This window comes from Streptomyces sp. NPDC017225 (assembly GCF_044331465.1).
In the GTDB taxonomy this organism is placed as follows: domain Bacteria; phylum Actinomycetota; class Actinomycetes; order Streptomycetales; family Streptomycetaceae; genus Streptomyces.
In genome coordinates, this window is record NZ_JBIRNE010000036.1 from 1 (window position 1) to 13,310 (window position 13,310).

Below are 13,310 nucleotides of genomic sequence, written 5' to 3' on the forward strand. Positions count from 1 at the left end.
CCCAGACGAGCCGCGAACACCGGCGACGTGTCCAGCAGCTCACGCCCCATCCCCGCCCACTGCGTCCCCTGACCCGGGAACACCAGCACCGTCCGACCGCAGGCATTCGGCTCCGTGACCACGCCGTGCACGGCGGAGCGCTCCAGGCGGGTCAGGAGTTCCCCGCGGTCGCCCGCCAGGACAACGGCGCGGTGGGCGAAGACCGTACGTGTGTCGGCGAGGGTCCGGGCGACGTCGCGCAGGGCGAGTTCCGGTGTGTGCTCCACATGGGCGCTCAGTTGGGCGGCCTGGTCGCGCAGGGCTTCCGCGGTACGGCCGGAGACGACGACCGGTACCACCGGCAGGTGGTGGCCGGGCTCGGCGTCGTCGCCTTCGGCCGGGGCGGGCGCCGGGGCCTGGGACAGGACGACGTGCGCGTTGGTGCCGCCCATGCCGAAGGCGGAGACGCCGGCGAGTCGTGGGGTTTGGGGGTCGGTGGTCCAGGACTCCAGTTCGGTCTGGACGGTGAGGTTGAGCCCGTCCAGGTCGATGTCCGGGTTCGGCGTGGTGTGGTGGAGGCTCGGCGGCAGTTCGCCCTCGCGTACGGCGAGGGCGGCCTTGAGGAGGCCGACGACGCCGGCGGCGCCTTCGAGATGACCGACGTTGGTCTTGGCGGAGCCGACGGCCAGCGGGGTGCGGCGGCCGGCGGCGGTGCCGAGGACGGCACCCAGGGCGGCTGCCTCGACGGGGTCGCCGGCGCGGGTGCCGGTGCCGTGCAGTTCGACGTAGCCCACGTGTCCGGCGGGGACGCCGGCGCGCTCGTAGGCCTCGCGGAGCACGGCCTCCTGGGCGGCCTGGTCCGGTGTGGTCAGGCTGGGGCCGCCGCCGTCGTTGTTGACGGCACCGCCCTTGATGACGCAGTGCACGCGGTCGCCGTCGGCGAGGGCGCGGTGCAGCGGCTTCAGGACGAGGACGCCGCCGCCCTCGCCGCGCACGTATCCGTTGGCGCGGGCGTCGAAGGTGTGGCAGCGGCCGTCGGGGGAGAGGGCGCCCATCATCTCCATGGCTGCTGTGCTGTCCTCGGCGAGGATGAGGTTGACGCCGCCGGCCAGACAGAGGTCGCTCTCGCCGCGGCGCAGGCTCTCGCAGGCGAGGTGGACGGCGACGAGTGCGGAGGACTGGGCGGTGTCGACGGCCATGCTGGGCCCGCGCAGGCCGAGCAGGTGGGAGAGCCGGTTGGCGGCCATGGCGCGGTGGCGGCCGGTGGCGGTGTAGCCGTCGGTACGTCCGGCGGCGCGGGTGAGGGTGGCGTAGTCGTCGGAGGCGATGCCGACGTACACGCCGCCGCGGGTGCCGCGGAGGCGGGCCGGGATCATCCCGGCGTGCTCCAGCGCTTCCCAGCCGAGTTCGAGGACCAGGCGGTGCTGGGGGTCGGCGGCGGCGGCGTCGGCGGGGTTCATCCCGAAGAATCCGGCGTCGAACTCGCCGTGTGCCGGCAGGGCGCCGCGCCGGGTGCCGTCGGCCTGCGGGGTGACGGCGTCGCGGCCGTCCCGCAGCAGGTGCCAGAACTCCCCGACGGTGGCGGCTCCGGGAAGCCTGCACGCCATGCCCACGACGGCTATGTCGTTGTCCTCCGTGTGCTGCTCACGGGTCTTCGGGGTCATGAATTCTCCATAGCCAGGGATGAGGTGCGAGGGCCCACGGGCAAGAATGGGGAATGCGGCATGAGCGCCGCTGGAATCACCAGGTGACAGGGAGTTCGACGAGGCCGCGGACGAGCATTCCGCGGTGCCAGTCGAGTTCGGCGGCGGGCCGGGCGAGGCGCAGTGCGGGGAGCCGGCCGGTGAGGGCCTCGAGCGCGCACTGGAGTTCGGCGCGGGCCAGGGGGGCGCCGAGGCAGAAGTGAGGGCCCTGGCCGAAGGCGATGTGGGGGTTGGCGACGCGGTCGAGCACCACGGCGTCGGGGGCCTCGAAGACGGTCTCGTCACGGTTGGCGGAGGCGAGGGAGTAGACGACGGCCTCGCCGGCGCGGATGGTGACGCCGCCGATCTCGACGTCCTCGGTGGCGACGCGGCTCGGGCCCACGCTGGCCCACAGGGGGACGTAGCGCAGGAGTTCCTCGACGGCCGCGGGGACCAGGTCGGGGCGGGCGATCAGCCGCTCGTAACCGCGGCGGTCGTCGTCGAGGAGTACCAGGACCTGGCCGGCGAGCTGGTTGGCGGTGGTCTCGTGGCCGCCGACGAGCATGCCGCCGGTGAGCATGAGGAGTTCGTTCTCGCTGAGCCGTCCTTCCTCGTCGCGGGCTTCGACGAGGGCGCTCAGGAGGTCGTCCTCGGGGTGTGCGCGGCGCTGGGCCACGTAGCCGCGCAGGTAGTCGGCGTACTCCTCGGCGGCCTGGGCGACCTGTTCCTCGGTGAAGCGGCTGGCGGACATGAGAGCTTCGGTGAAGGACCGGAATATGTGCTGGTCGGTGCGGGGGATGCCGAGCATCTCGCAGATGACGGCGGTGGGCAGGGGCAGGGCGAGCCGGGCCACGAGGTCGGCGGGGCCGCCGTCGGCGATCAGGTCGTCGACGAGGTGGTGCGTGATCTCGGCGATGCGGGGGCGCAGGGCGGCGACGCGGCGGGCGGTGAAGGCGCGGGAGACCAGGCGGCGCAGCCGGGCGTGCGACTCGGGGGGCATGCCCATGAGGCCGACGGAGTCCAGGGCGCGGGGCGCGGCGCGCGGCACGTCCCGGTCGGCGGCGGCGTGCATGCTCAGCCGGGGGTCGGCGGAGGCCTTCTTGACGTCGGCGTGCCGGGTCAGCAGCCAGGCCTCGCCGCCGTGGGGCATGCGGACGCGGGCCACGGGCGAGGTGGCGCGCAGTTCGGCGTAGGCGGGGTCGAGTCGCAGGTCGGCGTGGTCGCCGAAGGGGTAGGTGCGGACGGTTCCGACGGCCGTGGCGGCATGAGGGCAGGTCATGGCGGAATCTCCTCTGTGTACGGACCCGGGGGGACCTTTCACCGGAACAGCACCCGACGGCGCCGCGGCACGGATTTCGCGGGCAGGAAAGGGATTGTGCCAACCGGCGACCATGGAAAACGGGAATTCGAGCGGCGCTGGAGCGGAATGCGAGCGACCAGCGACGAGCATTAGAGGGCGCCGGTGCACGGTGGTCAGGCACCACCGGCCGGCTGGTGACCGCGCCGGGTCAGTACCGGCGGCCGTGGTGTCTCGCCCCCTGGTCGGGGGTGTGCCGGCACGTCGTATCCGATTCGCCTCGAAGGGCTGGCCCGATGGCGCACATCGCCTTTTTCATTCTCCCCGCGGCAGGTCATGTGAATCCGACGCTGTCCGTGGCGAGGGAACTCGTCGCGCGCGGACACCGGGTCACGTACGCCCTGTCGGAGAACTACCGCGAGCGTGTTCTCGCCACGGGTGCCGAGTTCCTTCCGTACGCCCTGGACCAGGACCGCTTCTGGGACACGATGGTGCCGAAGCAGGACGCGGCCGAGTACACGGACCAGCAGGAGTTCGTGAACATGATGACGTGGATGCTGGATCTGACCCGGCAGACACTGGGGGACTTCGAGCGGCACTTCGGCGACGGGGCCGGCCGGCCCGACGTGTTCGTGTGCGATCCGTCGTCGTTCTGGAGCGGGCACATCCTGGCGGCCAAGTGGGGTGTGCCGGTGATCCGCAGCACCCCGACCTATGTGGCCAACGAGCACTGGTCGCTGCATCCGCCGGTGGACACGGCCGAGGAGCAGGCCGAGGACCCGCGTACGGGCGCCCTGTTCGAGGCGGTGGCCGGGCTGCTCGCCGAGCACCGGGTGGAGAAGTCCATCGGGGACTTCGCGGCCGAGGTGCACTCGGGTCCGGCGCTGGTGTACCTGCCGCGGGCTTTCCAGTACGCGGGTGACACCTTCGGCGAGGAGGTCAGGTTCGTCGGCCCGTGCACGAGCGCCAACTCCTTCCACGGCGAGTGGGAGCCGCCCGGCACCGGCCGGCCGCTGGCGCTGGTCAGCCTCGGCACGCTGTACAACAAGCAGCCGGACTTCTTCCGGGCCTGCGTGGAAGCCTTCCGCGAGACCGACTGGGACGTCGTCGTCACGCACGCGGGCGGGGTGGCCGAGGGTGAACTCGGCGACGTTCCGCCGCACGTCAGGGTGTACGACTTCGCGCCGCAGGGCGCGGTGCTCGCGCACGCCTCCCTGATGATCAACCACGGCGGTACGAGCACCGTGCTGCAGGCCGTCTCCGAGGGCGTGCCGGTGATCGCCGTACCGCAGATGGCGGAGCTGCACGCGACCGCGACCCGCGCCGAGCAGCTGGGTGTGGGTGCCAAGGTCCTGCGCAAGGACGTCACGCCCGAGCGGCTGCGCGAGACGGCGCTGGCCCTGACCGGCAGTGCCGAGGTGCGGGCGGCGGTGGCGCGGCTGCGCGGCGAGATCGAGGCCGCCGGCGGTCCCGCGGCGGCCGCCGACGCGGTCGAGGCACTGCTCGTTCCGGCTGCGGCCGCCGCGGCCTGAGTGCCGCGGCACAAGCCACTCTCCGACTTCTCACGACCCTCAGGAAGCGACATGACGACACAGACCGCCGAGGTCACCGCCGAGGTCACCGCCGAGACCGGCCAGGACGCCGAGACACCCCACCCGCTGGCGCAGCCGGCCGACGCCGACGCCGCCCGGCTGCTCGACTGGTTCGCGCGCGCCCGCCGCGAGGCGCCGGTGTTCTGGGACGCGACGCGGTTCGCGTGGCAGGTGTTCTCCTACGAGGACTACAACACCGTCTCGACCAACCCGCAGCTCTTCTCCTCGGACTTCTCGCCGGTGTTCCCGGTGCCCGAGGAGCTGGCCCTGCTGATGGGCCCGGGTACCTTCGGCGGCATCGACCCGCCCCGGCACGGTCCGCTGCGCAAGCTGGTCAGCCAGGCGTTCACCCCGCGCCGGATGGCCGCGCTGGAGCCGCGGATCGAGGAGATCACCCGTCGGCTGCTGGCCGACCTGGAGGGGCGCACCGAGGTCGACGTGGTGACGGACCTGGCGTATCCGCTGCCGGTGACGGTGATCGCGGAGCTGCTGGGGGTGCCGGCCGAGGACCAGGACCTGTTCCGGGAGTGGGTCGACGTCATCCTCAACAACGAGGGGATGGAGTACCCGAACCTGCCGGACGACTTCGCCGAGACGATGGGCCCGGCCATCAAGGAGTGGGCGGCCTATCTCTACGCGAAGATCGCCGAGAAGCGGGAGCGGCCGGCCGACGACCTGATGAGCGGTCTGATCGAGTCCGAGGTCGACGGGCGCCGGCTCACCGACGAGGAGATCGTCAACATCGTCGCGCTGCTGCTGACGGCGGGTCACATCTCCAGTGCCACGCTGCTGAGCAACCTGTTCATCGTGCTGGACCAGCACCCCGGGGCACAGGCCGAACTGCGTGCGGACCGCTCGCTGATCCCGGCGGCCGTGGAGGAGACGCTGCGCTTCCGCAGCCCGTTCAACAACATCTTCCGGCTGCTGAAGGAGGACACCGACATCCTCGGTGTGCCGATGAAGGCGGGGCAGATGGTGGTGGCGTGGAGCCAGTCCGCCAACCGTGACCCGCGTCAGTTCCCGGACCCGGACACCTTCGACGTGCACCGTTCGGCCAACAAGCACATGGCGTTCGGTCACGGCATCCACCACTGCCTGGGCGCGTTCCTGGCCCGTATGGAGGCGAAGGTCTTCCTCAATCTGGTCCTCGACGCGTTCTCCTCGTTCACCGTCCACCACGACCGGGCGGAGTTCTACGAGGCGGATCAGCTGACCGCCCGTCATCTGCCGGTCTCCGTCGCCCGCGGCTGAGCGGGCCCTCATACAGGGAGCTCGATCGTGGCGGTGGGGATGACTACGGAAGTGACGGTGGGCGGGCTGAGGCCCTGCACCGTCATCGACTTGGAGCAGCACGTCGACGAACGGGGCAGCCTTTCGGTCGTGGAGTCCGAATGGACGGCCGGTTTCCCGATCCGGCGGGTGTACTACCTGCACGACCCCGACGTGGGCTCCTCCCGCGGCGGTCACGCGCACCGGGCGCTGGAGCAGCTGGTGATCGCCGTCCACGGTGGTTTCACGATCACCGTGGACGACGGGACGAACCAGGCCGACTTCCGGCTGGACGACCCGGGGCGGGGGCTGTACGTCGGCCCGATGGTGTGGCGGAACCTGAAGGACTTCTCACCGGGCGCGGTGGCTCTGGTACTGGCCTCGCTGCACTACGACGAGGCGGACTACTACCGCGACTACGCCGAGTTCCGGGCCGCCGCGGGGAGGCCGCGGTGACCGCCGCGGCGCCGGCGCGCGCGAGGCGGGTGGCCTTCCACGACCTGCGGGACCTGCACGCGCTGGACGGTGTGCAGGAGCGCGTCGACGCGGCCGTGCTGCGGGTGGCCCGCTCGGGCCGTTATCTGCTGGGCCCGGAACTGTCCGCGTTCGAGGCGGAGTTCGCGCGCTACTGCGAGAACGACCACTGTGTCGGCGTGGGCAGCGGCCTGGACGCGCTGGAGCTGATCCTGCGGGCTCTGGAGGTGGGCCCCGGGGACGAGGTGATCGTGCCCGGGCACACCTATATCGCCACCTGGCTGGCGGTGTCTGCGGTCGGGGCGCGGCCGGTTCCGGTGGAGCCGGAGGCCGACTCGTACCTGATGGATCCGCAGCGGCTGGCGGACGCGATCACCCCGCGGACGCGGGCCGTCATGCCGGTGCATCCCTACGGGCATCCGGCGGACCTCGACGCGATCGACGCCGTGGCCGCCGCCCGGGGCATCCCGGTCCTCGAGGACGCGGCGCAGGCGCACGGGGCGCGGTACCGGGGCCGGCGGGCCGGTTCCCGGTACGCGGCCGCGTTCAGTTTCTACCCGGGCAAGAACCTGGGGGCGCTGGGCGACGCGGGCGCGGTGGTGACGTCCGACGCGCGGCTCGCGGAGCGGGTCCGGCTGCTGCGCAACTACGGTTCGCGGGTCAAGTACCGGCACGAGGTGCCCGGCAGGAACTCGCGGCTCGACGAGATCCAGGCCGCCGCGCTGCGGGTGAAGCTGCCGTACCTGGACCGGTGGAACGCCCGCCGGGCCGAGGTCGCGGCCCACTACACCGAAGGTCTGGCCGGGCTGCCGGGGCTGGCCGTGCCCGCGGTGCGGTCGTGGGCCGAGCCGGTGTGGCACCAGTACGTGGTGCGTGCCGCGCGCCGTGCCCCGCTGGTGTCCGCGCTGGAGGCCGCCGGGGTGGAGACGTTGGTCCACTACCCGGTGGCCGTGCACCGGTCCGAGGCGTACGCGGGAGCGGCCACCGGGCCGCTGCCCCGCTGTGAGCGCCTGGCCGACGAGGTGCTGAGCCTGCCCATGGGGCCGCAACTGACCGCGCAGGACGTCACGGCCGTCATCGCGGCGGTCCGCGAGGCGACGGAGACCAGTCATGATTGACGTTGTACGGAACACCTCGGTCAGCCCGGCCGGGCCGGCGCCGTGGCAGGCGGCCGGTACCGGACCGGGCAGGCGGCCGATGAAGGGGATCGTCCTGGCCGGCGGCAGCGGCACCCGGCTGCGACCGCTGACGGGCACGATCTCCAAGCAACTGCTCCCGGTGTACGACAAGCCGATGATCTACTACCCGCTGTCGGTGCTGATGCTGGCCGGTGTCCGGGACATCCTGATCATCTCGGCCCGGGACCACCTCGGTATGTTCCGCTCGATGCTCGGCGACGGCTCGCGGCTCGGTCTGGAGCTGAGCTACGCCGCCCAGGACGAGCCTCGGGGCATCGCGGAGGCCTTCCTGATCGGGCAGGAGCACATCGGGGACAGCCCGGTCGCGCTCATCCTGGGGGACAACGTCTTCCACGGCCCCGGTTTCTCGTCCGTGATCCACCAGGCCGCGGCCCGGCTGGACGGCTGCGAGCTGTTCGGTTACCCGGTCAATGACCCGCAGCGCTACGGCGTCGGTGAGGTCGACGCCGAGGGACGTCTGGTGTCGCTGGTGGAGAAGCCGGTCAAGCCGCGCTCCAACCTGGCGGTCACCGGCCTGTACCTCTACGACAACGACGTGGTGGACATCGCCCGGTCGCTCGCCCCCTCCGCGCGGGGCGAACTGGAGATCACGGACGTCAACCGCGCGTACCTGGCCGCGGGCCGGGCCCGGCTGACCGCTCTGGGGCGCGGCTTCGCCTGGCTGGACATGGGCACCCACGACTCCCTGCTCCAGGCCGGCCAGTACGTGCAGTTGCTGGAGCAGCGCCAGGGCGAGCGCATCGCGTGCGTCGAGGAGATCGCCCTGCGGATGGGTTTCATCGGTCCGGAGCAGTGCCACGCGCTCGGCCGGGAGCTGGGCGAGTCCGGCTACGGCCGCTACGTACAGGAGACCGCCCGCCGGGCCGCGGCCCGGGCCTCGGAGCACGCCGTCGGCTTCTCCGCCGCCTGAGCGGCGCGCCCCCACCCAACCACCCCTTCGTGAAAGGCCCTTGCCGATGCGTGTCCTGGTGACCGGAGGAGCGGGCTTCATCGGCTCGCACTTCGTCAGAGAACTGCTGGCCGACGCCTATCCGGGCCTGGCGGCGACCCGGGTGGTGGTCCTGGACGCGCTGACCTACGCCGGCAACCGGGCCAACCTCGATCCGGTGCGCGCCGACGACCGGCTGGAGTTCGTGCACGGCGACATCTGCGACGCGCCGCTGGTCGGCCGGCTGATGCGCGACGTCGACCTGGTGGTGCACTTCGCGGCCGAGTCGCACGTGGACCGCTCCATCCAGGACGCGTCCGCTTTCGTGCGCACCAACGTGCAGGGCACGCAGACGCTGCTGGACGCCGCGGTCCGCGCCGGCGCGGGGCGGTTCGTGCACGTCTCCACGGACGAGGTGTACGGGTCGATCGAGACCGGCTCCTGGCCGGAGGAGCACCCGCTGGCGCCCAACTCGCCGTACGCGGCGTCCAAGGCCTCCTCGGACCTGATGGCGCTGGCCTTCCACCGTACGCACGGACTGGAACTGTGCGTCACCCGCTGCTCCAACAACTACGGGCCGTACCAGTTCCCGGAGAAGCTCGTCCCGCTGTTCACCACCAACCTCGTCGACGGGCTGACCGTGCCCCTGTACGGGGACGGTGGCAACAGCCGGGACTGGCTGCACGTGGACGACCACTGCCGCGGCATCGCGCTGGTCGCGGCGAAGGGCCGGCCGGGCGAGGTCTACAACATCGGCGGCGGCACGGAACTGACCAACCGGGAACTGACCGGCCGGCTGCTGGAGCTGTGCGGGCGGGACGCCTCCGCCGTGCGCCCGGTCACGGACCGCGCCGGACACGACCGCCGGTACTCCGTGGACACCACGAAGATCTCCACCGAGCTGGGCTACGCCCCGCGGACGGGCCTCGACCGGGGGCTGGCGGACACGGTGGCGTGGTACCGGGACAACCGCGCCTGGTGGGAGCCGCTGAAGGCGGACTCTCGGGAGGCGGGTGGCCGTGCGCGTCGATGAGACCGGCATCCCCGGCACCTACCGGGTGCTGCCCGAGCGGCTGTCCGACGAGCGCGGCCACTTCTACGAGGCCGCCAGGTACAGCGTGCTCACCGAGCGGACCGGACTGCCGTTCTCGGTCCGCCAGGTCAACAACTCCGTGTCCCGCAAGGGCGTGCTGCGCGGCGTGCACTGCAACGACGTACCCGACGGCGCGAGCAAGCTGGTGACCTGCGTACGCGGGTCGATGCTGGATGTCATGGTCGACCTGCGGGTGGGTTCGCCCACCTTCGGCCGGTACGAGGTGACCCGGATGTCGGCCGACGACGGGGTCGCCCTGTACCTGCCGGGCAGCGTCGGGCACGCCTTCCTCGCGCTGGAGGACGGCACCTGTGTCAACTACCTGCTGTCCACCGAGTACGTGCCCGGCGCGATGGTCGACCTGGACGCCCTGGACCCGGAGCTGGGACTGCCCTGGGACCTGGCCGGTCCGCCCGTGCGCTCGGCCAAGGACGCGGCGGCCCCCTCGCTCGCAGAGGTCCTCGCCTCCGGCAGACTGCCGCACTACTCGCCGCCCGCTCCCTCTCCCTCTCCCCCTCGTCCGAGGAGCTGACACCACCGTGACTGCCCCCACCACCGCACGCGGGCCGGCCGCCGTCCCCACCGGATGGCTGCGCCGCTACCGCCCCTGCGACGACGCGACCGTCCGCCTGGTGTGCTTCCCGCACGCGGGCGGCTCGGCCTCCGCCTACCTGCGCTTCGCGGCCACTCTGGCCCCGGCGGGTGTGGAGGTGCTGGCCGTGCAGTACCCGGGCCGCCAGGACCGGCGCGGCGAGCCGTTCGTCGACACCGTAGAGGAGCTGGTCGAGGCGGTACTGCCGGAAGTACGGCAGTGGACGCACGGCCCGTTCGCGCTGTTCGGGCACAGCCTGGGCGCGACCCTGGCCTTCGAGACGGCCCGGCGGCTCGCGGCGTCCGGCCGGAGCCCGGCGCACCTGTTCCTGTCCGGGCGCCGGGCGCCGGTCGTCCCGCGCACCGACACGGCCTACCTGCTGGACGACCGTTCGCTCGTCGAGCGGGTGACCCGTCTGCAGGGCACCGACCCGACGCTGCTCCAGGACGAGGAGCTGCTGAGCATGGTGCTGCCGGCGATCCGCAACGACTACGCGATGGCCGGCGCCTACCGCTACCGGCCGGGCCCGCCGCTGTCCGTGCCGACCACCGTACTGACCGGCGACGCCGACCCGAACGTGACACCCGACGACGCCCGGCGCTGGTCGGAGGTGGTCGCAGGGCCGTTCGGCCTGCACGTCCTGCCCGGCGGCCACTTCTTCCTCAACGACCACACGGCGGGGATCTGCTCGCTGATCGAGGAGGAACTGGGCGATGCTCACTGACCTGCCGGCACCGGCCGGACCGGTGTCCCTGGCCGCGGACCGGGCCCTGACGGCCCGCCGGGTGCTGCTGTCGGCCCGGACACCCGAGAGCGCGCCGATGCCGGCCGGCCGGGTGCGGCCGTGGCTGGCCGAGCAGGCCCGCCGGGGCGAGTACCGGGTGACCCCGGTGCCGTTCTCCCAGCTGCGTGGCTGGCACTTCGAGGAGCCGGACGGCAACCTGCGGCACGAGTCGGGCCGGTTCTTCAGCGTGGAGGGCCTGCACGTGACGGCCGACGGCCTGCCCCCGCGCGGCCGGCGTCAGCCGATCATCGTGCAGCCGGAGGTGGGTCTGCTGGGCATCGTGGCCCGGGAGATCGACGGGGTCGTGCACTTCCTGATGCAGGCCAAGATGGAACCCGGCAACGTCAACTCCTTCCAGCTCTCCCCCACCGTGCAGGCCACCCGGAGCAACTTCACCGGAGTGCACCAGGGCCGGCGCATCCCCTTCCTGGACCTGTTCCTGGAGCGGGGACGCTCCCGGGTGCTGGTGGACGTGCTCCAGTCCGAGCAGGCCGACTGGTTCCTCGCCAAACGCAACCGCAACATGATCGTCGAGATCGACGAGGACGTGGAGACCGGCGAGGAGTTCCGCTGGCTCACGCTCGGCCAGCTGCTCCGGCTGCTGCGCCTGGACAACGTGGTCAACATGGACAGCCGCTCCGTGCTGGCGTGTCTGCCGACGGCCGGCGCCCGCCCGGACCCGGCCGGCGACCCGGACGGCGATCCAGCCGCAGCCGCGGTGCTTCGTTCCTTCCACGATCCCGCCGCCCCGTCGGTGCACGGCATGACGGAGATCCACAGCTGGCTGACCGGTGTACGGGCACTGCGCGAACTCGACCAGCGGCGGGTGCCGCTGCGGGAGGTCGCGGAGGACGGCTGGCTGTTCTCCGGCACCGAGATCGGACACGAGAGCGGCCGGCGCTTCAGAGTGATCGGCGCGGACGTCGCGGCCAGCAACCGGGAGGTGGGCTCCTGGACGCAGCCGATGATCCAGCCGCAGGTTCCCGGGCTGATGGCCCTCGTCGTCAAGCGCATCCGCGGCACCCTGCACGCCCTGGTGCAGGCCCGGGTGGACGTGGGGCACCTGAACGTGGCGGAACTGGCGCCGACCGTGCACTGCCGGCCCGCCGACCACACCGGACCGGGCTCCGAGCCCTTCCCGCCGTTCCTCATGGACGTGCTCACCGCGCCCGCGGAGCGGTTCCGTTACGACACCGTGCAGTCCGAGGAGGGCGGCCGCTTCTACCACGCGGAGAACCGCTACGCCGTGGTGGAGGCCCCCGACGGCTTCCCCGAGGAACCTCCCGCGGACTACGCCTGGTTGACGTTCGCCCAGCTCACCGAGTTGCTGGCGCACGGCAACTATCTCAACGTCGAGCTGCGGACCCTGGTGGTCTGCGCCCACACCCTCTACTGACGGCCGACGGCCCCTCACCCACGGACGGTCATGCCCCCTCCTCTGCGCCTCGGCCTGCTCGGCTGCTCGGACATCGCCGCCCGCCGGACCCTGCCCGCGCTGCTGCGCACCCCGGAGCTCCGGCTGACGGCCGTGGCCGCCCGGGACGCCGGGCGCGCGGCCGGCTACGCGGACCGCTTCGGCGGCACGCCCGCCGCCTCGTACGAGGATCTGCTCACCCGGCCCGACGTCGACGCCGTCTACCTGTCGCTGCCGACCCTGCTGCACGCGCGATGGGCAGAGCGGGCACTGGCGGCCGGCAAGCACGTACTGGTGGAGAAACCGCTGGCGGCCACGGGCGCGGACGCGCGACGGCTGTTCGCGCTGGCCGACGACCGCGGACTGGTGCTGCTGGAGAACTTCATGTTCCTGCACCACGGCACCCACCGGAAGGTGACCGAACTCCTCGACTCCGGCGTCCTGGGCCCCGTGCGCGCCGTGTCCGCGGCCTTCACCATCCCGCCCCGCCCCGAGGGCGACCTGCGTCACGACCCGCTGCTGGGGGGCGGCGCCCTGCTGGACAGCGGCGTCTACCCGCTGCGCGCGGCCCTGCGCTTCCTCGGCCGCGGCCTCACGGTGGCCGGGGCGAGCCTGCGGCACAGCCGGCGCCTCGGCGTCGACCTGTCGGGTGCCGTCCTGCTGACCGCGCCCGACGGCGCGACGGCGCACCTGCGCTTCGGCATGGAGCACCACTACCGCTCCTGGTACGAGGTCCAGGGCGCCGCGGGCACCCTCGCGGTGGAGCACGTCTACACCACGGCCGCCGGCCACGCGCCGGTGATCCGGCTCGCGTCCGGCCGCGACGTGGAGGAGATCACGGTGCCGGCCGAGGACCACTTCGAGGCGGTGCTGCGGTTCTTCGCGGCCGCCGTGCACGACCGCGGCGCGATGTCGTCCCGGCTGCGTCCGCTGGGCGAGGAGTCCCGGCGGCAGGCCGAACTGCTGGACGAGACACGGGCGCGGGCGGTCCGCGTCGAGGTCTGACA

At 72.4% G+C, this 13,310-nt stretch carries 12 protein-coding genes; 10 read left to right on the forward strand and 2 right to left on the reverse strand.

Going from position 1 to position 13,310, the window contains the following annotated elements:
• The coding region (locus tag ACH4NX_RS37395) for a type I polyketide synthase (protein ID WP_398153388.1) at positions 1–1,643 on the reverse strand (1,643 nt) is incomplete at its 3' end.
• Between the two features lie 76 nt (positions 1,644–1,719).
• Complete coding sequence (locus tag ACH4NX_RS37400; RefSeq protein WP_398130300.1) at positions 1,720–2,940, reverse strand: cytochrome P450; 1,221 nt, start codon at positions 2,938–2,940, stop codon at positions 1,720–1,722.
• A 314-nt stretch (positions 2,941–3,254) separates the two neighbouring features.
• On the opposite strand from ACH4NX_RS37400, the gene ACH4NX_RS37405 reads away from it, so the two are divergent.
• The 10 genes from ACH4NX_RS37405 (at position 3,255) to ACH4NX_RS37450 (ending at position 13,308) form a co-directional block, all read left to right on the forward strand.
• Positions 3,255–4,490 (forward strand): macrolide family glycosyltransferase, encoded by a 1,236-nt coding sequence (locus tag ACH4NX_RS37405; protein WP_398130301.1) that lies wholly within the window; start codon positions 3,255–3,257, stop codon positions 4,488–4,490.
• A gap of 51 nt (positions 4,491–4,541) precedes the next feature.
• Positions 4,542–5,801: a cytochrome P450 gene (locus ACH4NX_RS37410; protein WP_398130302.1), complete on the forward strand. Its 1,260-nt coding sequence runs from the start codon at positions 4,542–4,544 to the stop codon at positions 5,799–5,801.
• Between the two features lie 39 nt (positions 5,802–5,840).
• A complete protein-coding gene (locus ACH4NX_RS37415) occupies positions 5,841–6,275 on the forward strand; it encodes an FdtA/QdtA family cupin domain-containing protein (protein WP_351400658.1) in 435 nt (144 codons plus the stop codon).
• Positions 6,272–7,411 (forward strand): DegT/DnrJ/EryC1/StrS family aminotransferase, encoded by a 1,140-nt coding sequence (locus tag ACH4NX_RS37420; RefSeq protein ID WP_398130303.1) that lies wholly within the window; start codon positions 6,272–6,274, stop codon positions 7,409–7,411. The genes ACH4NX_RS37415 and ACH4NX_RS37420 overlap by 4 nt, the downstream gene beginning before the upstream one ends.
• Before the next feature lie 79 nt (positions 7,412–7,490).
• Positions 7,491–8,402, forward strand: coding sequence for a glucose-1-phosphate thymidylyltransferase RfbA (gene rfbA / locus ACH4NX_RS37425; RefSeq protein WP_351400663.1), 912 nt, complete (start codon positions 7,491–7,493; stop codon positions 8,400–8,402).
• A 46-nt stretch (positions 8,403–8,448) separates the two neighbouring features.
• The gene (gene rfbB, locus ACH4NX_RS37430; RefSeq protein WP_351400656.1) at positions 8,449–9,453 is read left to right on the forward strand and encodes a dTDP-glucose 4,6-dehydratase; all 1,005 of its coding nucleotides are present in this window, start codon (positions 8,449–8,451) and stop codon (positions 9,451–9,453) included.
• Positions 9,440–10,045, forward strand: coding sequence for a dTDP-4-dehydrorhamnose 3,5-epimerase family protein (locus tag ACH4NX_RS37435; RefSeq protein ID WP_398130304.1), 606 nt, complete (start codon positions 9,440–9,442; stop codon positions 10,043–10,045). Before rfbB ends, ACH4NX_RS37435 begins: the two co-directional genes overlap by 14 nt.
• Positions 10,046–10,052: 7 nt before the next feature.
• A complete protein-coding gene (locus tag ACH4NX_RS37440; RefSeq protein WP_398130305.1) occupies positions 10,053–10,829 on the forward strand; it encodes a thioesterase II family protein in 777 nt (258 codons plus the stop codon).
• Positions 10,819–12,285, forward strand: a complete 1,467-nt coding sequence (locus ACH4NX_RS37445; protein ID WP_398130306.1) for an NDP-hexose 2,3-dehydratase family protein — start codon at positions 10,819–10,821, stop codon at positions 12,283–12,285. The genes ACH4NX_RS37440 and ACH4NX_RS37445 overlap by 11 nt, the downstream gene beginning before the upstream one ends.
• Positions 12,286–12,315: 30 nt before the next feature.
• Complete coding sequence (locus ACH4NX_RS37450) at positions 12,316–13,308, forward strand: Gfo/Idh/MocA family oxidoreductase (RefSeq protein ID WP_351400652.1); 993 nt, start codon at positions 12,316–12,318, stop codon at positions 13,306–13,308.
• Positions 13,309–13,310 lie beyond the last annotated feature (2 nt).

What these genes read in the sequence shown, in the direction of transcription:
- ACH4NX_RS37400 (WP_398130300.1), bottom strand. Translation starts at nt 2,940, where the DNA reads ATGACCTGCCCTCATGCCGCCACGGCCGTCGGAACCGTCCGCACCTAC.
- ACH4NX_RS37405 (WP_398130301.1), top strand. Translation starts at nt 3,255, where the DNA reads ATGGCGCACATCGCCTTTTTCATTCTCCCCGCGGCAGGTCATGTGAAT.
- ACH4NX_RS37410 (WP_398130302.1), top strand. Translation starts at nt 4,542, where the DNA reads ATGACGACACAGACCGCCGAGGTCACCGCCGAGGTCACCGCCGAGACC.
- ACH4NX_RS37415 (WP_351400658.1), top strand. Translation starts at nt 5,841, where the DNA reads ATGACTACGGAAGTGACGGTGGGCGGGCTGAGGCCCTGCACCGTCATC.
- rfbA (WP_351400663.1), top strand. Translation starts at nt 7,491, where the DNA reads ATGAAGGGGATCGTCCTGGCCGGCGGCAGCGGCACCCGGCTGCGACCG.
- rfbB (WP_351400656.1), top strand. Translation starts at nt 8,449, where the DNA reads ATGCGTGTCCTGGTGACCGGAGGAGCGGGCTTCATCGGCTCGCACTTC.
- ACH4NX_RS37445 (WP_398130306.1), top strand. Translation starts at nt 10,819, where the DNA reads ATGCTCACTGACCTGCCGGCACCGGCCGGACCGGTGTCCCTGGCCGCG.
- ACH4NX_RS37450 (WP_351400652.1), top strand. Translation starts at nt 12,316, where the DNA reads ATGCCCCCTCCTCTGCGCCTCGGCCTGCTCGGCTGCTCGGACATCGCC.